The sequence below is a fragment of the Catalinimonas alkaloidigena genome, from assembly GCF_900100765.1.
GTDB classification, from domain to species: domain Bacteria; phylum Bacteroidota; class Bacteroidia; order Cytophagales; family Flexibacteraceae; genus Mooreia; species Mooreia alkaloidigena.
Window position 1 is genome coordinate 687,697 of sequence record NZ_FNFO01000003.1, and the last position, 25,254, is coordinate 712,950.

The 25,254-nt window shown below is 51.1% G+C and carries 16 protein-coding genes; 11 read left to right on the top strand and 5 right to left on the bottom strand.

Annotated elements, in window-relative coordinates; translation table 11 throughout:
- Nucleotides 1–303 precede the first annotated feature (303 nt).
- The 11 genes from BLR44_RS10125 to BLR44_RS10175 all read left to right on the top strand — a co-directional run bounded on the left by BLR44_RS10125 (nucleotide 304) and on the right by BLR44_RS10175 (nucleotide 17,587).
- Nucleotides 304–3,810 carry a DUF4175 family protein gene (locus BLR44_RS10125; RefSeq protein WP_089681582.1) on the top strand — a complete coding sequence of 1,169 codons (3,507 nt, stop codon included), beginning with the start codon at nucleotides 304–306 and terminating at the stop codon, nucleotides 3,808–3,810.
- 3 nt (nucleotides 3,811–3,813) lie between these two features.
- The gene (locus BLR44_RS10130; RefSeq protein ID WP_089681583.1) at nucleotides 3,814–4,215 is read left to right on the top strand and encodes an ATP-binding protein; all 402 of its coding nucleotides are present in this window, start codon (nucleotides 3,814–3,816) and stop codon (nucleotides 4,213–4,215) included.
- A complete protein-coding gene (ybeY, locus tag BLR44_RS10135; RefSeq protein ID WP_089681584.1) occupies nucleotides 4,215–4,640 on the top strand; it encodes an rRNA maturation RNase YbeY in 426 nt (141 codons plus the stop codon). The genes BLR44_RS10130 and ybeY overlap by 1 nt, the downstream gene beginning before the upstream one ends.
- Before the next feature lie 54 nt (nucleotides 4,641–4,694).
- Complete coding sequence (gene mnmG / locus BLR44_RS10140) at nucleotides 4,695–6,557, top strand: tRNA uridine-5-carboxymethylaminomethyl(34) synthesis enzyme MnmG (protein ID WP_089681585.1); 1,863 nt, start codon at nucleotides 4,695–4,697, stop codon at nucleotides 6,555–6,557.
- Entirely contained in the window at nucleotides 6,554–7,453 is a 900-nt protein-coding gene (locus BLR44_RS10145) for a methyltransferase domain-containing protein (RefSeq protein ID WP_089681586.1), read from the top strand. Before mnmG ends, BLR44_RS10145 begins: the two co-directional genes overlap by 4 nt.
- 84 nt (nucleotides 7,454–7,537) lie before the next feature.
- Nucleotides 7,538–9,151 carry an Ig-like domain-containing protein gene (locus BLR44_RS10150; protein WP_089681587.1) on the top strand — a complete coding sequence of 538 codons (1,614 nt, stop codon included), beginning with the start codon at nucleotides 7,538–7,540 and terminating at the stop codon, nucleotides 9,149–9,151.
- 481 nt (nucleotides 9,152–9,632) lie between these two features.
- Nucleotides 9,633–11,486 carry a tetratricopeptide repeat protein gene (locus tag BLR44_RS10155; protein ID WP_089681588.1) on the top strand — a complete coding sequence of 618 codons (1,854 nt, stop codon included), beginning with the start codon at nucleotides 9,633–9,635 and terminating at the stop codon, nucleotides 11,484–11,486.
- A gap of 124 nt (nucleotides 11,487–11,610) precedes the next feature.
- Nucleotides 11,611–12,096 carry a MarR family winged helix-turn-helix transcriptional regulator gene (locus BLR44_RS10160; protein ID WP_089681589.1) on the top strand — a complete coding sequence of 162 codons (486 nt, stop codon included), beginning with the start codon at nucleotides 11,611–11,613 and terminating at the stop codon, nucleotides 12,094–12,096.
- The gene (locus BLR44_RS10165; protein WP_089681590.1) at nucleotides 12,074–14,527 is read left to right on the top strand and encodes a 3-hydroxyacyl-CoA dehydrogenase/enoyl-CoA hydratase family protein; all 2,454 of its coding nucleotides are present in this window, start codon (nucleotides 12,074–12,076) and stop codon (nucleotides 14,525–14,527) included. Before BLR44_RS10160 ends, BLR44_RS10165 begins: the two co-directional genes overlap by 23 nt.
- Before the next feature lie 27 nt (nucleotides 14,528–14,554).
- Nucleotides 14,555–15,730, top strand: coding sequence for an acetyl-CoA C-acyltransferase (locus BLR44_RS10170; protein WP_089681591.1), 1,176 nt, complete (start codon nucleotides 14,555–14,557; stop codon nucleotides 15,728–15,730).
- A gap of 45 nt (nucleotides 15,731–15,775) precedes the next feature.
- Nucleotides 15,776–17,587, top strand: coding sequence for an acyl-CoA dehydrogenase family protein (locus BLR44_RS10175; protein WP_089681592.1), 1,812 nt, complete (start codon nucleotides 15,776–15,778; stop codon nucleotides 17,585–17,587).
- Nucleotides 17,588–17,635: 48 nt separating this feature from the next.
- Here the strand turns inward: BLR44_RS10175 and BLR44_RS10180 are convergent, their stop codons facing one another.
- From BLR44_RS10180 to BLR44_RS10200, 5 genes are all read right to left on the bottom strand, one after another.
- On the bottom strand, nucleotides 17,636–19,531 hold the full coding sequence (locus BLR44_RS10180) for a M1 family metallopeptidase (RefSeq protein WP_245706025.1): 1,896 nt from the start codon (nucleotides 19,529–19,531) through the stop codon (nucleotides 17,636–17,638).
- A gap of 103 nt (nucleotides 19,532–19,634) precedes the next feature.
- Nucleotides 19,635–21,761, bottom strand: a complete 2,127-nt coding sequence (locus tag BLR44_RS10185; protein ID WP_089681594.1) for a peptidylprolyl isomerase — start codon at nucleotides 21,759–21,761, stop codon at nucleotides 19,635–19,637.
- A gap of 76 nt (nucleotides 21,762–21,837) precedes the next feature.
- Nucleotides 21,838–23,109, bottom strand: coding sequence for a hemolysin family protein (locus tag BLR44_RS10190; RefSeq protein ID WP_089681595.1), 1,272 nt, complete (start codon nucleotides 23,107–23,109; stop codon nucleotides 21,838–21,840).
- 221 nt (nucleotides 23,110–23,330) lie between these two features.
- The gene (gene lptC / locus BLR44_RS10195) at nucleotides 23,331–23,876 is read right to left on the bottom strand and encodes an LPS export ABC transporter periplasmic protein LptC (protein ID WP_176955975.1); all 546 of its coding nucleotides are present in this window, start codon (nucleotides 23,874–23,876) and stop codon (nucleotides 23,331–23,333) included.
- An 84-nt stretch (nucleotides 23,877–23,960) separates the two neighbouring features.
- Nucleotides 23,961–25,253 (bottom strand): tetratricopeptide repeat protein, encoded by a 1,293-nt coding sequence (locus BLR44_RS10200; RefSeq protein WP_089681597.1) that lies wholly within the window; start codon nucleotides 25,251–25,253, stop codon nucleotides 23,961–23,963.
- Nucleotide 25,254 lies beyond the last annotated feature (1 nt).

The window sequence follows — 25,254 nt, forward strand, 5'->3', positions numbered from 1 at the left end:
GGTTTTTCATTTTTTTCGTACATACGTCTAAGCTTGGCGCATTAGTATCATCATTTGATCAACTCTTTGTGTTTCGTTAATTTACGTAAAGCGTTGAGGAACTCTATCTTTTGCTTTTCGAGAGGGAACAAGAAGAAGCTGATCGTAGCAGGATCGCTCGTCTTTCTTCCCTAGTGCTGATAATCGATTCACCTCGTTATCGGGTTATCCTTCGGGAGGACTTCATGGTTCCCTGCGCTGCGCAGGTTTTTAGCTCATCGGGCTTGCCCACAATCGGTCGTTAACTCACTACTCCTTTTGCACATGAAAGACCAGCTTCTTTTCACCCAGCTTCGTTCTTATAAAAAGAAGTTTTTTCTCCATGAGCTTACGCGCGGCTTGCTCACCTTCGTAGGATTTCTGCTGGTAGGGTATCTGGTAACGGTAGGGTTAGAGTACCTCGGGCATTTCCCCACGTGGCTACGTGCCATTCTGTTTTTCTCGTTCCTTGGGTTTGTCGTGTATACGCTGGTGCGCTGGATCGCGATTCCGGCTTATCACCTGATCTACCTGGATCGGAACCTGAGTGACGAAAAAGCCGCCGTCATGGTAGGCAAAGCTTATCCGGATATTGCCGACAAACTGCTCAACACCGTGCAGTTGTACCGCCAGGCCGATCAGCAGCAGGATGCGTTACTCACAGCTAGTTTGCAGCAGAAGAGTGCCTTCCTCTCGCGTTTCCGCTTCCCTGATGCGGTCGACATGCGCGATAATCTTCAGTTGCTGAAGTACATCGTCCCGCTGACGTTGTTGCTGGGTTTACTTTATCTTATCATTCCCCAGCTGTTCTCGGAAGGAACTACCCGCCTGGTCCATTACAAACAAGAATTTCTGCCGCAGGCGCCATTTCAATTCCAACTGCTCAACGCCGACCAAACCGCGTTTCGCAACGAAGACTTTACGGTGCGGCTGCAAATGACAGGCGAAGCCCTGCCCGAGCAAGTGTTTCTGATGTCGGACAACCGCCGTTATAAACTCGAAAAGACCAGTGCTAATGAATATGAATACACATTTCGGAATGTGCAGCGCGACCTGAATTTTTCGTTTGTAGCCGCTGGGTTTTCGTCGTCGTCGTATCACGTACCGATGATCTTCCGTCCGGAGATCACGTCGTTCGATGCCGAGCTGATCTATCCGTCTTACCTGAAACGTTCGGCCGAAACCCTCAGTAACACCGGGAACTTCACCATTCCCGCGGGAACGCGTGTCAACTGGGTGTTTCGTGCAGCCCATGTGGATAGCCTCGTTTTCCAGTTTGAAGGCGAGTCGAAGGCAGAAGCCACGCAGATGTCGCCGGCGCTGTTCTCCTATTCGCGCACACTGCTGGAATCTGCAGATTATGAAATCCAGCTGCGTAACGAATACAGTTCCAACCGTGATCGCCTGGCGTATCGGGCTGAAGTGGTGCCTGATCAGTTCCCCTCCATTACGCTGGAAAAGCAAGCCGATACGACCCTGTTTTCCTACCTGGGTCTGATGGGTCAGGTCACGGACGACTATGGACTGACGGGTCTTTACCTGGTTTATCGGGTGCTGGATACACAAAAGCCCGATCAGGAAACCAAGTATCAGCGGCTCAACATCGGCTTGCGTTCTGACCAAGCCAGTCAGAACTATTTTTACTCTTGGGCACTGGACGCGTTGAAATTGCAGCCCGGCCAGGCGCTCGAATACTACGTTCAGGTTTTCGATAACGATGGGATAAACGGACCGAAGTCTTCTAAGACACCCGTGCAAAAGTTTCAGGTTCCTCAGAAAGAAGCCATCCAGGAGCAGCTGGCCAACCAAGCACAAGCTACCGAACAGGATATTCAACAGATCCTCTCGCAAACGCGCCAGCTCAACCGTGAATGGAAAGAAACGCGCGAACGACTCGCCTCCAAAAAGAATCTGACATATCAGGATCAGAAAATGATGGAGGACCTGATGAAGCGGCAGCAGGAGTTAAAAGAACAGATCGCACAAATGCAGGAACAATATCAGTCCCTGCAACAACAGAAAGATCGCTTTTCGAACGAGTCCCCTGAGGTACAGGAAAAAGCCGAGCAACTGGAGAACCTGCTCAGCGAGCTGCAAAATGACGAAACGCAAAAGATGCTGGAAGAGCTTCAGCGGATGTTGCAGGAACGCATGGACCCGCAAGAGCTGCAGAAGATGATGCAGCAGATGGAAAAGAAAGACCGTAATCTGGAGAATGAGTTGGATCGCGCGCTAGAACTATACAAGCGTTTGAAGCTTGACGAGCAGATCGAGGAAACCATCGCCAAGGTTGACGAGATGCAGAAGGAGCAGGAAAACCTGGCCGATCAGGAGAAATCTCAAAAAGCCGACCCAAAAAAAAATAAAGATTCTGCGAAAGAAGGGGAGTCGAAAGACCAAAAAGGAGAGCAACAGACGGGCGATAAAGATCAGCAGAACAAGGAGTCTCAACAGAATGATCAGCGTGCCGGCGACCAAAACAAACAGGACCCGCCTCAACAAGGAAACCAAAACGACAAGCAATCCCCCGAAGAATCACCCAAATCGCAGGAGCAGCTTTCTCAGGAGCAAGAGCAACTCAACAAAGAGTTTGAGCAATTGAAAGAAGATTTCGAGAAGATGAACAAGCTCAACGAGCAACTGGAGCGGCCCAAAGATATGTCGGAAGCGGAATCGCAACGCCAGGATGCCAGTCAGGAGATGCAGAAGGCCCTCCAGCAGTTAAAACAGAATCAGTCGCAAAAGGGACAGCAATCACAAAAAAATGCCGCCCAGAAAATGCAACAGTTGAGCCAACAACTTTCAGAAATGAAGATGTCAATGGCCCAACAGCAGGCAATGGAGAACATGGACGACCTGCGCATGATTCTGGAAAACTTGGTGAATCTTTCGTTCGACCAGGAACAGTTGATGAAAGACTTTCGCTCCATGCGTCAGTCCGATCCCCGTTTTATCGAGCTAGCCCAACAGCAGTTGAAGCTCCGTGAAGATGCCCGAATTGTAGAAGACAGTCTGCAGGCCCTGGCCAAACGCGTCTTCCAGATCCAATCGTTCGTCACTCGCGAAGTGAGTGCCATGAACGATCACATGGATTCCAGCATTGATGCGCTCCGGCGCCGTCGTCCCGCCGAGTCCATGTCCAATCAGCAATACGCCATGACCTCCATGAATAACTTGGCCCTTATGCTAAGCGACGCGCTCAAGCAAATGCAACAGCAGATGGCTTCCATGATGTCCGGTCAGCAAATGATTCAGAGTCAGTCGCAACCGATGCCGGGTTTAGGTGAAATGCAGCAGCAATTAAACCAACAAATGCAAGACCTTATGCGTAGTGGTAAAGACGGGAGGGTGTTGTCGGAACAGCTGGCTAAGTTAGCTTTGCAACAAGAGCAACTTCGCCGAGCTTTGCAGAAGGTAGCACAACAAAATGCGGCGCAAGAGATGCAGCAAGGAGAGAAGGGGATGGGAGGTCAGATGTTGAAAGAGATTCAACGGGAGATGGAGAAGACCGAAGAAGATCTGGTAAACAAGCGGTTGTCATCCGAATTGCTTGAACGGCAAAAGCGAATGACGACACGTTTGCTCGAAGCAGAAAAGGCAATGAAAGAGCAGGAATTAGATCCTAATCGAGAATCTAAGACGGCCAAGAGCAGAAATCCATCAAATTCCCCTAACTTCGAAGAGTACTTAAAATTGCGTCGTCAACAGGTCGAAATTTTAAAATCCGTCAACCCAACGCTCTCTCCGTTTTACAAAGAAGAGACAAACCGCTATTTTTCAAATATACCTTAACCCATGAACCCAATTCGGCTTACAATACCCTCAATTATTGAGAATATTCGTTTGGTTGAGAGCTTTATTGAGAATACTCAACGCGAACTTGGTATTAGTGATGACATCTATGGAAACATTATGATTGCTGTCACGGAATCTGTCAATAACGCCATCAAGCACGGCAACCATAATGATATTACCAAAAATGTCAATCTTACCCTTTACAAAGACGACCATCAGTTGCGATTTGTAGTGCAAGACCAGGGCGAAGGGTTTGATTTTGACAACTTACCTGATCCCACCGCCCCTGAGAACATTCTAAAACCCGGTGGGCGCGGCATTTTCCTCATGAAGAACTTATCAGACGAAGTGAACTTTAATAACAACGGAAGCGAAGTCGAACTGCTTTTTTATGTTGACTGATGGCTTCTAAAATTCAGTTCTTCTACGAAGGTATTTCCTTCAAACTCTCTAATGCTTCTTTTAGCCGAAAGGTTTTAAGAAGCATTTTTGCTTTCTTCGATGTTCCCATTACTCACCTCAATTTTATCTTCATGTCCGATGAAGCCTTGTTGCAGGTAAACATCGATTATCTGAATCATAATTACTTTACTGATGTTATCACGTTTGACTACTCAGAAGAGGAGGCGATTGAGGGTGATATTTTTATCAGCATTGATCGGGTTTTAGATAACTCTAAAACTCAAAACACTTCTTTTGAGAACGAATTGCATCGGGTCATGATTCACGGTGTTTTGCATCTGTTAGGTATGGAAGACAGCACAAAACCTTTGAAATCGCTAATGCGGATGCAGGAAAATGTTTTTCTATCTTTGCTTCCTGACTAACGTTCCACGTGGAGCCATGATGATCGCTCCACGTGGAACATTTCATTCTTGGTTATGTTCAAAAAGTACGACGTCATTGTAGTAGGGGGGGGGCATGCGGGCTGCGAGGCTGCCCATAGTGCGGCCACGATGGGTTCTAAAGTGTTGTTGGTTACGATGAATATGCAGACTATCGCACAAATGTCTTGCAATCCTGCCATGGGTGGCGTGGCAAAAGGACAGATCGTTCGGGAAATTGATGCACTTGGAGGCATGTCTGGCATTATCGCTGACCAGACCGCTATTCAGTTTCGTATGCTCAATCGCTCAAAAGGACCCGCTATGTGGAGCCCCCGTTGCCAAAGCGATCGGATGCGATTCGCAGAGGCGTGGCGGTTATCACTGGAAAGTAATCCTAATGTCGATTTCTGGCAGGAAACGGTCACCGATCTTTTGATAGAGGGGAAAAGAGTAACAGGCGTACGTACCCAATTAGGAATTGAAATAGAGGCCGATGCAGTGGTCTTGACCAACGGTACGTTTCTGAATGGGATCATTCACATTGGTGAAAAGCGGTTCGGTGGGGGTAGAGCTGGTGAGAAATCGGCCAAAGGACTTACTGAGCAGCTTATTCAATTAGGGTTTGAGAGCGGTCGTATGAAAACGGGCACGCCTCCTCGGATCGATGGCCGCTCGTTGAATTATGCAGCGATGGAAGAGCAGAAGGGTGATGAAGAACCCGGGAAGTTCTCCTATCTGAACACCGTACAGCCCATTCAGCAACAAAAGAGTTGCCATATCACTTACACCAATGCGGAAGTACATGACATTCTGAAGACCGGATTTGATAAGTCTCCGATGTTCAATGGGCGAATTCAGGGACTAGGGCCGCGTTATTGCCCCTCTATTGAAGACAAGATTAACCGCTTTGCTGAACGGGAACGCCACCAGATTTTCGTGGAACCTGAAGGCTGGGATACGGTAGAGATCTACGTAAACGGTTTTTCTTCATCGTTGCCGGAAGATGTGCAGTACAAAGCCCTGACAAAAATTCCCGGTTTCGAGAACGCAAAAATGTTCCGGCCCGGCTACGCTATAGAATACGATTACTTTCCGCCTACTCAGTTGGGATACACGTTAGAGACCAAACTCATTGAGGGGCTGTTTTTTGCGGGTCAGATCAATGGGACCACGGGGTACGAGGAAGCCGCTTGTCAGGGTTTGATGGCAGGAATTAATGCCCATTTGAAAGTTAAAGAGAAAGAGCCCTTCATTCTCAATCGCTCTGAGGCCTACATCGGCGTATTGATCGATGACTTGATTAACAAAGGGACGGAAGAACCGTACCGCATGTTTACGTCCAGAGCTGAGTATCGAATCTTGTTGCGCCAAGATAACGCGGATATCCGGTTGACGGAAAAAGGATATGGCTTGGGACTAGCCAGTGCCGAACGCTACGAGCAGGTACAATTCAAAAAAAGCCAGACGGAGTTGCTTGTCGATTTCTTACGACGCGAAAAAGTGGTCCCTGAGGAAGTAAATGCCATGTTGGCGGCAAAGAAGTCGGCAGAAATTTCTGAAAAGGCCTCTTTGATCAACCTTCTGAAAAGACCCTCGATCGAGATCAGCGATTTTCAATTGAATGATAGCTTAAGCGAAGGATTGGCTCAATTTTCGCCTGAATCTATAGAACAGGCTAGCATTCTGGTAAAATACGAAAGCTACATTGAAAAAGAACGTCAGAATGCGCAACGGTTATTAGAAGTAGAAGAAAAGAATATCAATCCAAACTTCGACTATTACCAACTGAAAGCGCTTTCGAACGAAGCAAAAGAAAAGCTTTCCAAACACAAACCTTCTACCTTAGGACAGGCGATCCGCATTAGCGGAATTAAGCCGACGGATATCTCCATCCTGATGGTTTATATGAGCAAATGAAAGAAGCGGTTTTGCAGTGCCCCGCCTGCGGGGCTGAGAGTAGTCAGTTTTCGTTGTACAAAAAGTGCCTCGATTATTCAGTAAGCCACGAATTGTTCAGCATTGATGCGTGCAACAGTTGTGGCCATCTGTTTACCAATCCACGCCCTGCGAATGCGCACATCGGTTCGTATTATCAGTCAGCGGCGTACATATCCCACAGTGATACGAGCCAAGGGTTTGTAAACAAGCTTTACAAATTAGCACGTCAAGCGACCCTATTACAGAAGCGCTCTCTCGTTCGAAAGCTATCTCCCGAGGGGAAGAGGTTGTTGGATGTGGGATGCGGTACTGGCTATTTCGCCGAATTTTGCCAAAGGGGAGGGTGGATGGTAGAGGGAGTAGAACCTGATCCAAAAGCGCGTGAACTAGCTGCCCAGAAAATACATGGAGAGGTTTTGCAACAGATCCAAGAAGTAGCCGGCAACTATCGGTTCGACGTGATAACGCTGTGGCATGTATTAGAACACATGCATGACCTATCCGCCACTTTCAAAAAGCTATGCGAACTGGTGAAGCCGGATGGAAAAGTAGTGATTGCGGTTCCTAATCCCGAAGCGTACGACGCAACTTTTTATCAACACTATTGGGCGGCATATGATGTTCCACGGCATTTGCATCATTTCCAGCCTTCGGTAATGCAGGCATTAGCTAGGAAGTTTGGCTTCCGTGTCATACGACAAAGGGGAATGGTGCTCGACTCTTTCTATGTATCCCTGTTAAGCGAACGCTATCGGAAGGGCAAGTTAACGCTCCCAAGCCTGTTAAAAGCGATGGAAATTGGACTGAAGTCTAATGTAAAAGCTTCCCAGTCTTCTCAATATTCTAGCATTATCTACGTATTAGAAATCGTTTAGTCAACGACTAACCACAGGGAGGCGCGTCTGTAGCCTTTCTATTTACCTATTCTGGTAATTATTAACACCAATCTGTAGTTTTTTATGGGAAAACAGCTGAGTAGCATTTTGCTGATTCTACTCCTAGGCCTCCATTGCCGTTGCGCAAACGTCCGCGCTCCTGAAGGGGGTACACGCGATACCATCAGCCCTGTATTAGTAAAGGTGATTCCTGAAAATGGAAGCATTAATTATAAGGGAAAACAAATTATTCTCGAATTCGACGAGAACGTATCGATTGTAAATCCCCAGCAAAATGTGCTAATAACGCCTTTTAGAGAAGGAATTAAGTTCGATTACAAGGTGAAGCGCAATAGAATTCAGTTAGAGTTTGAAGAAGACTTCCCAGCTAATACCACGACTACGCTCAATTTTGGTGAGAGCATTGAGGACATAACTGAAAAAAACAAGGCTAAAAATGTGCGTATAGCCTTCAGTACGGGCGATTATCTCGATTCACTCTCGATTTCGGGCACCGTGCTGTCTCCTTTAACACAACTTCCTGTAGAAGAGGCATCGGTACTGTTATACGATGCTCAGGATACCCTGACTATTCAAGAGGATAAGCCGCTTTATTATGCCGTTACCGACGAAGAAGGGGAGTTTGTGATCAGCAACTTGGCACCTGGAGAGTATAAAATCTACGCACTGGTAGAAAAAAATAACAACTTGATCTACGATAATGTCGATGAACAAATTGGTTTTTTACCCGACAGTATCCCCTTAATTAGCGATACCAGCGGTATTGTATTGTACTCCATAGCCTCAAATGATGATACGCTTCGCTTAAAAAGAGTCCGGAATGAAAAAGTCAATGTGACTCTGGAAACCAACAAACCCTTTGCGAAGGTCTCGCTTTTTGCAGAATCTACCGGCAAAGAATTGCCCTTTACAACAGAAGCTAATTCGAAAATAAGGCTTTATAAGGAAACAGACTACGTCGATTCCCTACGAATACGAGTGCAGGCGGAAGACTCTATAGGATCGATTTTGGATACGATCGTAAAAGTAAACCTATCGTTGCCTGTCCCAGAGGAAGTCAAGGTAGATACAGTCAAGCAAGCTGCTAAGGCGTCACCCATCGTCGGGACGGATGCTAATCAGTGGGAATTGCAGCTCCCCCTTCCGTTACGCCAAACGTCGAGCGATTCGCTTGCTTTTTTCCTGTACCAAGATAGTACGGTTACGAGTCTGAATGTGGACAGTATTTTGTTTGGCCGTACTAAGCTAAAAATTACCTTACCCACTACTCGCGCTTACGGTCTACTTATTCCTGCGGGGACGCTTTCCTATATCAACGGCCAGACCAATCGTAAAGACAGCCTTACCCTGAAACGCGCAAGTTCTGAAGAAGTAGCCATCGCTCGGGGGAAAGTCAACATGCCGGCGGAGAATATTATAGTGGAACTTGTGAACGATAGGGGAGAAGTAGTGCGCCAGAGTTTGTACCAGTCAGACTTCACGTTTGACAATGTCCGGCCAGGGACATATCAACTTCGCGCTATTGTGGATAAGAACCAAAATGGAAAGTGGGACAAGGGAAGCTTCGCCAGAAAGATTCTTCCTGAAGAAGTCCACTATTATACGAATGCCCAAGGCGATCGCACCATTACCTTAAAGGCAAATTGGGAAGTACGCGACCTTACATGGGGCTGGTGATATACACAATTGCCAGAAGTTATCCACATAAGCCTTTTAAACCCATCTGAAAATCAGCTAGTTATAAAATTACTTATCCACACGAATCTGTGTCCAAGCAGGGGATAAGTGTGGGAAAAGGCGTACTATTTATCCACATCGCAAAAGTCCGATAAAAGAGATGAGGAAAACTCTTTGCTTCTTCACACATCTTTCCCGAAGTTGTCAACACATGCACTCCAAGAAAGAGCAGTGGAAAAACACCGAGTGTCAACACTGTGGATAACTGTGTTAAGTGATTGATATTCACCTCCAAAAGGTTGTTCACAACTTATGCACGAAGTGTGGATAAGTTGCGTTCTACAAGAAATCAATTTCCTAAATCACGTGGTTTTCCACTTATCCACACCCCTAATAGTAGCAGCGGAGGGATTTAAAATTTTAAAAAAATCTAAATGTTAATTATTGCTGTAGGAGGTAAGAAAAACCTGAAAATCGAAGTATGAGAAAAAAAAATACATTTGCATCCGATCCCTCCTGGGTCAGAGTGCTACGAAAGAGCGCTTCTGTTGCCCTTTTGGGGTGTGCCCTGGCAACGAATGCCTGGGCACAAAGCAAAGACCTTGAAATCGCCAAAGAGTATGTCCAAAACGAGGATTACGTAAAAGCTGAAGAGCTCCTGACCAGACTGGCCAAAAGCAAAGAGAACTACTCGTCCATTTACGACGAGTACATGCTGGTGTTGACTGCGCTGAAAAAAGAGGGCGAGAAGGAGAAATTCCTGAAGAAGTACCTGAAGGAACAACCGGACGACCTCAAAGCCCAGGCTGACTACGGACTCTTGTTGCTGAATCAGGGCGCAGAGAAAAGTGCCACGGCGCACCTCCAGAAGTTGGTGGAACGTACGCAGCAAAGCGCGCGTGAAACCGAACAACTCGCCTCCTACCTGTCCGAAAAAGGGCAGAACGGTTTTGCCTTGAAAGTTTACGAAGCCGCTCAAAAAAGCGGACTTGGTCCGTATCATGTGCAAATTTCAAATTTGTATTATTCTCAGGGAGACGTCGATGACGCAATTCAGGAATTAGTTTCGTGGGCGGAAGAAGATCCCGAAGCGGTAGAGAGCGTGCAGAATACCATGCAAAATTTTCTGCGCGACGACAAAGAACGCCAACAACTTGAAAAAATCTTAATTGAAAAAACGCAGAAGAAACCTAACGAAATCGCGTATAACCAACTTTTACTGTGGCTATACATCCAAGACAAAGATTTCTATGGTGCTTTTATCCAGGCTAAAGCCATTGATCGGCGCGAGCGAAAGCAAGGAGGAACCCTGTTCGAAACAGGCGAAATTGCCCTGAAAAATGGCGATTTCGAAGCGGCCGAGGAGATCTTCGGTTACCTAACCAAAGAATACCGGGAAAGCCCGTTCTACTCCATTTCACGACGCTACTACATCGAAGCGAAAGAAGAAGCCGTAAAGCGCATCTACCCGGTGGATGAAGTAAAAATTCAGAACTTGATTCAGGATTATGTACAATTTGCGGCCGAAGTCCCCAACAACGAGGAAGCCTTAAAAAGCTTAAAGAACGTCGCTGAATTGTATGCCTTTTATCTCCACGATTTGAATAAGGCAAAAGAAATCATTCGGGAAATTTTAACTTCTCGTAGAGTGACCGAAGATTTCCTCGCTGATTGCAAGCTTTTGTTAGGGGATGTTTACCTTCTGGCAGGCGAACCCTGGGAATCCACCCTTTTGTACGCTCAGGTGGAAAAATCGTTAAAAGATACCCCCAAAGGTCACGAAGCCAAGCTGCGTAACGCCAAACTGAACTTCTACAAAGGTGACTTTGAATTGGCTCAAGGGCATTTGGATATTCTGAAGATGGCTACTTCGCGCGAAATTGCCAACGATGCCATGGAACTCAGCCTTCTTATTCAGGACAATTTAGCGCTTGATACGAACACAGCGGCCCTGCAGGAATACGCACGAATTGAACTTTTGCAATACCAGAATCAACTGGACGAAGCTTATAGTGCACTGGACAGCATGCTGGTCGTGTACCCCAATCATAGCTTGACGGACGAGATCTACTGGCTCAAAGGACGTATCCTGGAGAAGGAAGGCAAGACCGATCAGGCCTTAACGTTGTACCAGAAAGTTGTGGATCAGTACGGACAAGATCTCTACGGTGACGATGCGCTGTATCGTATCGGACGGGTACAGGAAGAAAAGAAAAAGGATAAGGAAAAGGCTATGGAAGCCTACCAACGCCTGATGCGCGACTATCCCAGTAGCATTCATACGCAGGATGCCCGACGGCGCTTCCGAAATCTGCGGGGCGATGTGTTGAACTAACGCCCAAGTTTTCCCATCTTGAATAGACTTCCTCGGCAGGGAGTCTATTTTTATTTGCCACCAAAGTAGTATGCAAGCATAACATTTTTTGTATATTTACTGAACCCACCAAACGGAGACGGATTTGAAGAAAGAAGAGACCATCGATTACCACATCAAAACTGCCTGGCATGCCATCGCCCGTTGGTACAACGCTGAGGCAGCCAAAGAGGGCTTTACGATGACGATCGGTTACGTGCTCATCAACATCGACGAGAAGCTCGGCACGCCTGCGACACGCATCGGCCCGATGCTGGGACTGGAGATGCGCAGCCTGACCCGCACCCTAAAAAACATGGAAGAAACGGGCCTGATCTACCGTACGAACGACGCGCACGACAAGCGCATGGTACGGATTTGCCTCACCGCAGAAGGCTTGCGCAAGCGAGACATTGCCAAACAAACCGTGCGGGCCTTCAATTACGTTATACGCGAACAGTTTCCTCCGGCCAAGCTTGCTACTTTTTTTGAAGTGATCGGCGAAATGAATCGCCTGATCGAAAACAATCAGCTATCAGAAATCATCAATCACCACCAATCCTATCATCATGGAAATACCTCTGTTAAGTGAAGAAAAGGCGCAGCGCTCGCGCCCACGCGCTGCCAAGAGGACGATCAAACATGTCGCCATTCTGGGGTCAGGCGTTATGGGAAGCCGTATCGCTGCACATTTCGCCAACATCGGCGTAAAGGTGACCCTGCTGGACATTGTGCCCCGTGAACTCAACGAGGCAGAAAAAGCCCAAGGCCTACAACTGACTGATAAAAAATACCGGAACCGGCTGGTAAACGACGCGCTTCAGGCGGCGATCAAGTCTAATCCGGCGCCACTGTACGATGCTGCCTTCGCTAGCCGCATCACCACTGGCAATTTCGAAGACGACATGGCTGCCATCAAAGAGTGCGATTGGGTGATGGAAGTGGTGGTCGAAAATCTGGACATCAAAAAGAAAGTATTTGAGCAGGTAGAAAAACACCGCACGCCCGGCACGCTCATTACCTCCAATACCTCGGGGATTCCGATCCACCTGATGCTGGAGGGACGTAGCGACGATTTCCGGGAGCATTTCTGCGGGGTGCACTTTTTCAATCCGCCGCGTTACCTGAAGCTGCTTGAAATCATCCCAACGCCGGAAACAAAGCCCGAAGTGGTCGATTTCCTGATGAACTACGGTGATCTCTACCTGGGCAAAACGACCGTACTGGCCAAGGATACACCCGCTTTCATCGCCAACCGGGTCGGGGTGTATTCCATCATGGAGGTGATCAAAATCATGCAGGAACTGGACCTGTCTGTCGAAGAAGTCGACAAGCTTACCGGACCTGTCATCGGCCATGCCAAATCGGCTACGTTCCGCACGTCCGATGTAGTGGGGCTGGATACGATGATCAAAGTTGCCGACAACCTCTATAGAGCACTGCCGAACGACGAATCGCGTGGCATTTTCCAGGTACCCGATTTTGTGCGGAAGATGGAAGAAAACAAGTGGTTGGGTGACAAAACCGGGCAGGGTTTTTACAAGAAAACCAAAAAGGACGGGCAAACGGAGATTCTGGCCCTGGACTTGAAAACGCTGGAATACGCCCCCTCCCAAAAGGCCAAGTTCGCCACGCTGGAAACCACTAAATCGATCGACAACCTGCGGAAGCGGTTTGGTGTGCTGCTGAAAGGTCAGGACAAAGCCGGTGAGTTTTACCGGAAAATGTTTGCGGGTCTGTTCCAGTACGTAACGAACCGGATCCCCGAAATCGCCGACGAATTGTACAAGATCGACGATGCCTTAAAGGCCGGTTTCGGCTGGGAAATGGGCCCGTTTGAAACCTGGGATGCCATCGGGCTGGAAAATGGCTTGTCGTTGCTGAAACAACAGGGCAAACAACCTGCAGCGTGGGTAGAGGAGATGCTCACTTCCGGCGCTACGTCGTTCTACAAAGCCGAAGGAGGCCAGAAACTCTACTACGATCAGCAAGACCAGGCGTACAAAGTAATCCCCGGTACGGAAGGACTGATTCTGCTGGATAGCCTTCGCGAAAACTCGGTCGTGTGGAAAAACTCGGATGCTACCCTGTTCGACCTGGGCGACGGGATTTTGGGGCTGGAGTTCCACACCAAAATGAACACCCTGGGCTCCGGTGTGATTGAGGGCATCAACAAGGCCATCAGCCTGGCAGAAAAAGAATACCAGGGCTTGGTGATTGGCAACGAAGCGGCCAACTTCTCGGCCGGGGCCAACCTGGCCATGGTCTTCATGTTTGCCATCGAGCAGGAATACGACGAACTGGACCTGATGATTCGCCAGTTTCAGAACACGATGATGCGCGTGCGCTATTCCAGCATTCCGGTGGTGGTGGCCCCGCGGGGACTGACGCTGGGCGGCGGCTGTGAAATGACGATGCACGCCGACCATGTACAAGCCATTGCCGAAACCTACATCGGGTTGGTAGAAATGGGCGTCGGCCTGATTCCGGGCGGGGGCGGCACCAAAGAATTTGCCCTCCGCACTTCCGATAGCTTCCAGAAGGGAGATCCCGAACTGAACCGGTTGCAAAATGCCTACATGGACATTGCGATGGCCAAGGTCGCGACGTCGGCCCACGAGGCCCGTCGGATGAGCATCCTACGCGACCGTGACCGCATTACCGTCAACAGCAGCCGTCAACTCATCGAAGCGAAAAAAGCGGCGCTGAGCCTGGCTGAAGCGGGCTATACGCACCCGATCCAACGGACGGACATCAAGGTAGAAGGCCGCACCGGCATCGCCCTGTTCAAGGCTGGCGTACACGCCATGCGCATGGGGCGCTACATCTCCGAGCACGACAAAAAAGTGGCCGAGAAGCTGGCCTACGTCATCTGTGGTGGCGATTTGTCCACGCCTCAGGAAGTATCGGAACAATACCTGCTGGATCTGGAACGCGAAGCGTTTCTGTCGCTGTGCGGCGAGCGGAAAACGCTCGAGCGCATCCAGGCGGTGCTGCAAACCGGCAAGCCGATCCGCAATTAAACAACCACCTCAAAACGTCACAAACACATGAATGCATACATTGTAGCCGGCTACCGTACGGCCGTCGGCAAAGCCAACCGCGGCGGATTCCGCTTTACGCGCCCCGATAATCTGGCCGCCGAGGTCATCAAACACCTGATGAAGTCCGTGCCTTCGCTCGATCCGAAACGCGTCGACGATGTGATCGTGGGCAACGCCGTGCCCGAAGCAGAACAAGGCATGCAAATGGGCCGGATGATTTCGCTATTGTCCATGCCCATCGAAGTACCCGGTATGATTGTGAACCGCTACTGCGGCTCGGGCGTGGAAACCATCGCCATCGCGTCGGCCAAGATTCATGCAGGGCAAGCCGATTGCATCATTGCGGGCGGCACCGAATCCATGTCGTTGGTGCCGGTGATGGGCTGGAAAACCGCGTTGAACTACGACATCGCCGAGCACCACGCCGACTATTACATCGGGATGGGCCTCACGGCCGAGCAGGTAGGAGAGAAGTGGAAGATCAGTCGGGAAGATCAGGATGCGTTCGCCTTGCGCTCGCACGAGCGTGCGTTGGCGGCCATTAGGGACGGCAAGTTCAAGGACGAGATTGTGCCGATTACGGTCGAAGAGACGTACCTGGACCCGAAGATGAAAAAGAAGAAGCGCGAGTATGTGGTAGACACCGACGAAGGGCCGCGCGCCGATACCAATCTGGAGGCGCTCAGCCGTCTAAAACCGGTTTTCGCAATGGGAGGTACCGTCACGGCCGGAAACTCGTCGCAGACGTCGGATGGAGCCGCTTTTGTGCTGGTCATGTCCGAGCGGCTGGTCAACGAACTGAACCTGAAACCCATAGCCCGCATGATGAGCTACTGCGCTGCCGGCGTAGAACCGCGCTACATGGGCATCGGGCCGATGGCGGCCGTACCCAAAGCGCTGAAACAGGCAGGCCTGCAGCAGAACGACATCGACCTGATCGAACTCAATGAAGCCTTTGCCGCGCAGTCGGTGGCCGTTATCCGGGAGTTGGATCTGGACCCGGACCAAATCAACGTCAACGGCGGTGCCATTGCGCTCGGCCATCCGTTGGGCTGTTCGGGTACCAAACTGTCGATCCAGCTTTTCAACGAAATGCGGCGGCAGCAGAAAAAATACGGCATGGTGACGGCGTGTGTGGGCGGTGGCCAGGGCGTTGCCGGCATCTACGAATTCCTGAACTAATCCACTTTTTAGAACGATAAACAACCTTAAAAAAACCAGAATAGCATGGAAGAGATGTTAAAAGGCCGCGCCATTAAAGGCGGCGAATTTCTCGTCAAAGACACCGACGCGCAGGACGTTTTTATCCCTGAAGAATTCAACGAAGAGCAGCGGATGATTGCCCAGACGTGCCGCGATTTCCTCACCAAGGAGATCTATCCGAAGCTCGACGAAATCGATAGCATGAAAAACCCGGAATTGATGCCAGAACTTATGGACAAAGCCGGCGAACTGGGCCTATTGGGAACGTCTGTGCCGGAACAATTCGGCGGATTCGGCATGGATTTCAACACGTCGATGCTGGTGGCCGACATCATTGGGGCGGGGCATTCGTTTGCCGTGGCCCTGTCGGCTCATACGGGCATCGGCACCCTGCCGATTCTGTACTACGGCAACGAGGCACAGAAAGAAAAGTACCTGCCCAAACTGGCAACGGGCGAGTGGAAAGCGGCCTACTGCCTGACCGAACCCGACTCGGGCTCGGATGCCAATTCCGGAAAAACCAAGGCGGTTCTGTCGGAAGACGGCTCGCACTACAAAATCTCCGGGCAGAAAATGTGGATCACCAATGGTGGGTTCGCCGACATCTACATCGTCTTCGCTAAGATCGAGGACGACAAAAACCTGACCGCCTTCATCGTGGAAAAGTCGTTTGGCAACATCACGATGAACGAAGAAGAGAAGAAGATGGGCATCAAGGGGTCGTCTACCCGGCAGATTTTCTTCAACGAGACGCCCGTACCGGTCGAGAACATGCTTTCCGAACGCCAGAACGGCTTTAAGATCGCGGTTAACATCCTCAACATCGGTCGGATCAAACTGGCCGCCGCCGCCATCGGTGCGTCGCGGGAAGTGCTCAACAAGGCGATCAATTACGCGAACGAGCGGAAGCAGTTCGGACAGGCCATCGCCAATTACGGCGCCATCAAGTACAAACTGGCCGAAATGGCAACCCGCCTCTACGTTTCGGAATCGGCGGCTTATCGCGCCGGGCAGAACATCGACGACGCCTACGAAAGCCTGAAAGGTGAAGGCATGGAAGAAGCGCAGGCCAAACTAAAGTCGGTCGAGCAGTTCGCCATCGAATGCGCCATCATGAAAGTCCACGGCTCTGAAGTGCTCGACTACATCGTCGACGAAGGCGTGCAGGTCTACGGTGGCATGGGCTTTTCGGCCGAAGCGCCCATGGACCGTTCGTACCGCGATGCCCGCATCAACCGGATTTTCGAAGGCACTAACGAGATCAACCGCCTGCTGGCCATCGACATGATTCTGAAGCGGGGGATGAAAGGTGAGATCGATCTGATGGGACCGGCCACGGCGGTGTCCAAGGAGATCATGTCCATCCCTGATTTCGGAGCCGATGAAGACGAAAGCTTCTTCGCGGCCGAGAAAAAAACGGTGAAGAATCTGAAAAAAGCCCTTCTGATGACGGCCGGTGCCGCTGTGCAGAAGTACATGAACAAGCTGGCTCACGAGCAGGAGATCATTATGAACCTGGCGGATATGCTGATCGAAATCTATACGGTCGAGTCCGCGATGCTGCGGACCGAGAAGCTGGTCGGCAAGCGGGGCGAAGAAGCGTGTCAGGGGCAGATCGACATGACGCGCACCTACCTGTACGACACGGCCGACCGCATCCATTCCTGGGGAAAGAACGCGATCAACGCTTTCTCTGAAGGCGACGAGCAGCGTGTGATGCTGATGGGGCTGAAGCGGTTTACCAAAGTGGCGCCGTTCAACGCGAAAGAGGCCCGTCGCAGGGTCGCTAACGCGATGATTCAGGAAAACAAGTACATCTATTCGGATTTATACTAAGAGCGCTCAGAACGCCTAAAAAAGCCCTCCCGAAAAGGAGGGCTTTTTTTATGACTTCAGCAATTGGTCCAGGGTGGCCTGCGACACGTAATGGTAACCGGGGCGGGCCTGCTGGTAAATGGCACGGGCGCGGGAGAGTTGACCGGTTTCCTTAAACGCCTTGTAAAGGGGGACGAGAAACTTCCGACGGCCCACTTCGGTCAGAAACGCCTCGACGGCATTGTAAGCGGGTGTATACTGGTGGCGGATGGCCAACTCGTACCAGGCTGCCTGAATTTCGGCATTGCCCGATTGGGTAAAGTGAAACGCGTTGTCGAGTGCCGCCATTTGTTCCGATGTTACCTCGCGGGGCAATTGTCGGATAAAATGGAGCCATTCGTGCGAAGACCAATCTTTTGTGGCATTTTTGTTGATAACCCCGCCACTTATCCACAAATGCAGAAAGTTATCCACTTCTGCAAACTTGGCAGCATCTATTTTCGTAGCGTTTTTCGGAATCCCCACCCCATAAATCCACTGATTTACCTGCAACGAATCGAAAGCGCCCGCTTCTAAAAAATGTTCCTGCAGGTAAGTAATAAACCGCTCCGTATCCATCGTCTGGAATTTATGATCGGCGAAATACTGCCGTAGAAAAGCATCAAACCGGTCGCGTCCGACGTGCTCTTCCAGCAGGCGTAGCAGGAAATACCCTTTTTCGTAGGCAATGTCGTTCATCCCGTCATCCGGATTGCGTCCTTCTAACGCTAACTTCAACTGCGTATCGGCACTTTCCGTCCCCAGCTCAGCTACGGTATGTTGCAGATCCTGCCAACCGAGTGCCTCCAGCATGGCGGCGTAATCCGAACCGTACAGCGCTTCAATGATGCGTCGCTCAAAATAGACCGTAAACCCTTCGTTCAGCCAGAAATCGTTCCAGGTCGCGTTGGTCACCAGATTGCCCGACCACGAATGGGCCAGTTCGTGCGCCACGAGGCTCGTTAGGGAACGATCGCCTGCCAGAATGGTCGGGGTAGCGAACGTCAGGCGCGGATTCTCCATGCCGCCAAAAGGGAAGCTGGGCGGCAGCACCAGCAGGTCGTAGCGTTCCCATTCGTAAGGCCCATAGAGCGTTTCTGCAGCCTCCAACATGTGGGGGAGTTCTGCGAACTCATACGCTGCCTTTTCGATGGTTTCCGGCTCGGCATAGACGCCTGTACGCTCGCTGATCGGTTCGAATACCAAATTGCCCACCGCCAGAGCGATCAGGTAAGCCGGAACGGGCTGTGGCATGTGGAAGTGGTACTCACCGGTACTGCTGCGTTCGGTGGGGTTCACGGCGCTCATCACGGCCATCAGGGCTTCAGGCACTTTCAGGTGAGCATTGTACGTAAAGCGGATACCGGGACTGTCCTGTACCGGAATCCACGAACGGGTCAGGATGGCTTGCCCCTGGGTAAACAGAAACGGATGCTCTTTTCCGGCCGTTTGTGCCGGCGAAAGCCATTGCAGCGCCGCGGCGTCAGGGGTGGTCTGGTAGTAGAGAGTGACGCGGCGGGTGTCAGGTAAAATTTTCACCTTCAGGGCGCGCCCTAGCGTAGCGTCCTCCGGCTCCAGGCTGAACTCGGTGGCCACTTCGGGGGCTCCGATCGTGACATGCTCCACGTTCAGCTGTTGCGTATCGAAGAAAATGGCATCGGTACCGGTCTGGTTCACTATATCGTAGACGGCTTTTCCGATCAGTTTTTTCTCTTCGAAGCGTACCGAAAGCGTCAGGTCCAGGTGACGAACCACAGCCTCGGTCGGTCGGGCAAATGTATGAGAATCGGGCGAAGGGGAGACAACGGGAGTAGACATGGAAGTAGTAGAAGTAGACGTGACGCTACACGACGACAGAAACGCACCGGCGATTCCTGCGAATCCTACCGAGCGTAACCAGGCGTGGATCGAAACATGTGGTGGCATAGAAATCAAAATCGAAAGACCAAAGGTACGCACCAGCAAGCAGGCGTAGGTAAAACAAAAAAGCCGACCTGTAGGGCCGGCTTTCTCTGCAACGTGGGGTTGCTTAAAAATATTTGACGCGCTCGTCTTCAATGTCCGATTTTTCGCGAATCACTTGCGAAACCGCGTATTGGGTCCGGCTGCCGAGCCGCTGTTCTACTTCGCCTTTGTACGTGTTGTAGTCAGCAATTTCGGCCGCGGGCTCTTTGGACGTCACTTCCAGAATGGCGACGCCGTTGTCACCGGCAACCGGTTGCGACACGTTGTTGGGCTCCAGGGCAAAAGCCGCGCCCAACAGAAGCGGATCGACGCCGATGCCGGGCAGAGAACCTGATCCCAGCGTCACGTCGTTGGCCGAGTTCACCGTAGCACCGCTGCCATATGCCTTCGCGATAGCATCCAGGTCTTTCTCCGAAATCTCTTTCAGACGGGCTTTGATCTGTTCGGCTTTCTTCTCTTTGATGACCTCGCTTTCCACTTCGCTACGCACATCGGCCAGCGCAGGGGTTCCGGCTTCGGTTTTGCCGGTCAGCACGGCGACAATGTACTGGTCGTCCGCTTCGAACACACCCGATACATCGCCCACTTGCGCGTCGTTGAACGCCCAGCGGATCATGTCGCGGGCGCCGCGTCCACTGATGTTGTTAACGTACTGGGCGTTTTTCTGAATCCGGGAAGCGGTGAAACGGTTGACCGCAGGATTCTCCTCCTGCAAACGATCGAACGCTTCGGCACCGGTGGCCGTACCGGCAAAGCGGCTGGCCTCGCGATACACTTGTTCGCGCGACCCTTCGCTCGCTTCCAGTTCGCGCTGCACGGTGTAAAGCTTGTAACGTTTGCTGTCCTGCGGCTGGGTTACTTCAATGATGTGGTAGCCGAAGTTGGTTTCGACCACGTCGTTCAACAGACCGGTGCCCTGCTTGGCGAAAACCGCATCTTCGAAAGGCTTCACCATGCGTCCTTTGCCAAACCAGCCCAGATCGCCGCCCCGCGTGGCGGTGCCGTCGGTGCCGTACTGGCGGGCCATCTCTGCAAACGAAGCACCGCCTTTGATTTCGCCCAGGATGCGGCGTGCTTCCTTCTTGGCGAGTTGCTTATCCGCATCGGTATCGGCGGCAGGTTTAATCAGGATGTGGCTGGCGCGTACGTAAGACTCGCCTGTTTCGTCGGTTTCGCCAATCTTATAGAGGGCCAGTGCGTTGCCGTTGGTGAACGGTCCGTACACTTCGCCAGTCTGTAGCGTGAAGCTGGCGTCGGCCAGTTCGGTCGGTAATTCCGACGGCATGACCAGACGAGGTGCTACCGAGACATCAGAGTTATTAACGGCAAATACTGAGTCGTTTACGGCCTGCTTGAATTCTTCTTTCAGTTGGGCGAGTTCGCGGTACACCGCGGCGCTGTCTTCTTTCGAAGCCGAAAGTGGGAACACGACGTAATCGAAGGTGCGGGTGTCTTCCTGCTTGAACTCCGAAGCGTGAGCTTTCAGGTAAGCATTCAGATCACTGTCCGATACCTGGATGGTAGAATCGGCCACCGAACGGTACGGCACGTACACGTACCGCAGGCTGGCTTTGGCGCTTTGCTTCTGGTACTCGCGCTGCGCTTCTGCTTTGGTGATGTAGTTGGTGGAGGTCAGCAGGTTTTCGTACTTCGTCTGGAGGCGGTTCGGAATCAACTGGCTCTCGAAATTGAGCCACATCATCTGCTGTTCTGGTGGAACTTGTCCCGCTTTCAGGGCCGAGAGGAAGGTACGAATACGCTCCCCGTCAAATTCGCCGGTTTCGGGATCGGAGAACGACTGGCGGACCCAGGGGTGGATGTTATTGCCCTGCACCATGTCGTACTGCTCGTCGGCAGTGACTTCCAGCCCCAGCGCTTCGAACTGCTTCTGGTACGCTTTTTCGAAGATCAGCTGGTTCCAGGCTTGCTCGCGGATGGCGGGCATTTGAGCTTCCGACGGCGGCGTCCCTCCGTTCTGGATCGCCATGTTGCGGGTAAGTTCGTCGACTTTCGCCTGATACTCCTGCAACGTGACGTCCTCGCCGGCGATTTCGCCTACCAGCTGCTTGTTGTTGCCCAGTAGCATGGAATTCGGGCCGAACAGGTCGCCAAGGATGAAGGCCACCATGGCAATCAGCACGAAAACGACCGCAATCCACGACTTATCGCGAAGCGTTTGAATAATTGACATAAGAGCACAAATTGGGTTGATAAAAAGGTTTGCAAAATAACGAGGATGAAGCAAAAATAACAAGCCTAAGGACTTGTTAATCTTCCTCTTGTGGCGTAAGAACTGTCACCTGAACGGTATCGATCCGTGCGTCCTGCATGGACGTGATCGTGAACCTAAAGGGCTGAGCATCAATAACCTCGCCAACCTTGGGGAGGTCTTCTTCGATGGAAATGATGTACCCCCCCAGCGTTTCGTAGTCGCCCTCGGGGATGTTCCACTGGTATTTTTCGTTCAGGTAGTCGACTTCGTGGCGTGCGCTGAGCAGATAGGTATGGGCATCGATCTTCTGTTCTACCCAGTCTTCTTCGTCGTGTTCGTCCTGAATTTCTCCGAAAATTTCTTCCATCACGTCCTCAATCGTCACCAGCCCGGACGTACCGCCAAATTCATCCACCACCAGAGCAATGCTTTTGTGTTCGCTGATGAACTGCACCAGCAACTCTTTGGCATGTAAGGTTTCGGGCACGATAATGATCGGAGAGATGATTTCTTCCAGGGTTTGCGGCTTTTTGAAAAGCGCCGACGAGTGGCAGAATCCTACAATGTCGTCGATGTTTTCCTTGTAAACCGGGATGCGCGAGTGGCCGCTTTCCATAAACACCTGCTTCAGTTCCTCCAGGCCATCTTCTTTATCAATCGCCACGATGTCGGTGCGGGGAATCATACACTCCCGCACGCGTAACGATTTGAATTCCACCGCATTGCTGAAGATACGGGCGTTGATCTCGGCGTCTTCTTCCTGTTGCGGGGTGGTGATGGTATTCTGGATGTAATTATTGACGTCCGTAATGCCGAATACGGGCCGATCTTCCGAATACTTCATGCGGAACAGGTGTTCGATGACCAGCCGCGCCAGGTTCACGATCAGAAACACGAACAGGTACATAATGCCGTAGATAATCGCCAGCGGGACCACCAGGGCCGACAACATCCGGTTCGGGTTGATCATGAACAGGCTCTTGGGCAGAAACTCGGCAACGGGCAGGACGATCAACGTCGAGATGATGGTTTGCAACAGCAGAACACCGATGTCGTTATTGAGCACCGGTTCTAGCCAGGGATTGAGCACCGCGGCCATCACGATGCCGTACGCACTGATGGCGATGGTGTTGCCAATCAGCATGGCGGCAATGAACCGGGAGGGGTGGGCTACGAAGTAGGACAGGATGTAGCCGGCCAGCGTGCCGCGCTTCCGCTGCAGTTCGATGACCAGTTTGTTGGAAGAAACGAAGGCAATCTCGATTCCTGAAAAGAACGCGGAAAGCAGCAGGAAGAGTGCAATGAGCAGGAATTGAACGTATTCCATCTATTTTTTAGAGGCATGCCGCGACTTGCGGGATGGGGGAGGAGTAGGGGGTGGTGGGGCGTCGTCGGGTTCGGGTCGCTGTACGAGTCGATACGCCAGAAAAGCACCTCCGCTGATCATAAACACCCAATAGCTATTGGCAATTCCTACCATGAAGGATTGATGTACGCCAATCACAAAAGTAGCAACACTGATAGAAAACCAAACGATCGGCCAAAACTTCATTCTTCGTCGGGCACGGCAATGGTACCGCGCAGTTTTTGGATTTTGTACGGAGAGAAACGCTGGTTGGTCACAAGCCCTTCGCCGAGCAGGATTTCTTTTGGCGTTTCGATCCGCACAAATTTATCGGTATAAATTTTATCCTCGCGTTGGTTCCAGAACAACTCCTCGGTTTTCAGGGTTTCGTGTTTCTCCAGATTGATCACAATTACGTTGCCGTAGGCTTTGTACAGCGAGGTAGCTTTTTCCATATGGGCCGAATCGGCCCGGAGGGTAGAGGTTTTTTCGCCCTCGGGGCTGAAAAATTCGATGTAAATCCCGCGAGGAAAATCCTGATCGCCGCTCTGGAACTCCTGTTGCAGTGGCGCTTCCATCCGCATCCGAAGCTGCGCCGAGTCACTGTACAGGGTTTCGATGTTCTCGGCTTCGAAGCGGGGGCCTTCGTATACCTGCATCGCCTGTAACGAAGGGCTATTGTCCTGACAGGCCACCAGCGTGCCTCCGATCATCAACCACACAGACCACCCGGATAGTAATTTGGACATGTGCTTCATAGCGCTTGCAATCCGTAAACATAAAAAGGTCAACGTGGGGTACACGCTGACCTTTTGAGAAAATTGTGCGTCGACTTAGTTATCGGAAGGACGGGTTTGCAGCGTGACGGTTTCGCCAATCCAGCAACCCGTGTTCATCTTCTGTCCTTTTTCGTAACCCTGCGTGAAGATTTCGGAAGCCGAAGGGAACTGGGCCTTGGCTGTGCTCATCTTGCGGCTGGCACCGGCGGCCTGGTATTTCTCGTAGGCCGCGATGAAGACCAGACGCTTCTCAACCGGGTTTCCTCCAGAACAATCGTTGTAGCTGTTGAAGTACAGGTCACCGATCAGTTCATTGGCAGGAGCTTTTTTGCTGGGATCGGCCGAAGCCGCTTTCAGGGCAGTGGAGCGTGCCGACTGGCGCTGTCCCAGGTCACTTTGCAGCTGAGCTACTTCCAGCAGAACGTCACCTTTCTTGGTGTTATCGTCCGCCAGTTCGGCGGCTTGATTGTAGTATTCCATCGCCTTGTCATACTCCTTGTTGCTCCGCAAGATGCGGCCGATTGTCTTAGACCAACCGAACGTAGGTTCCGCTTTATTGAGGATAATGGCGGCTTCCAGGAACAGGGGATCATCCGTGCACTTACCCGTATACATCAGGCTGGCAATTTTCTTTGCCAACACCGCGTCCGACGGGTTTTCTTTCAGTTTCGGACCGAAGTTGTTCTTAACGAACTCACAGTCGATGTTGACGCAACCGGCCAGCAGACCATCGGTAATCTCCTTTACCTGCTCCCACGAGTCTTTGTACTGACCCGAAGCACCTGCTTCGTAAGCGGCTGAAATCTGATCGTAGTTGGCCAGTACGTCTTCGTCAGTGAGGCGCCCTGCATTTTTCTCGTTGCAGGTCAGTTGCATAAACGGAATGGCGTTCTGTACGTAGACATCGTTCTTATTCAGATCGAAAATCTTTTTGTATAACTGGTACAGCTCCTGCTGTTTGTCAGAGCGATCTTTGAGGTACGTATAGGCTTTCAGCCCCTTGCGGTTCATCATGTCGGCTTCTGCATCACCGTACTGAACGCGAACGTCGTACAGCATCAGGGCTGTGTCTTGCAAAGCGGCTTTTTTGGTAGCATCGGTAGCGGCATCGGCCAACCCTTCGTAAATCTGGTTGCCTTTGATGTAGATCAGCTTGCCCAGTTTGGGGGCATGTTGCCACAGCCAGAGGAAATGAGGCTTGGCGGCTGCATAATCTTTCGCCGCGGTTAAATCTTTCAGTTGAACATACTCAAGACGCGCCTGATCAGGGTTGTCGCCCCAATCTTGGGCCATCACCAGGCTGCTGCAGCTGAAAAGAAACAGGAGTGCAAGTGCTAATTTTCTCATT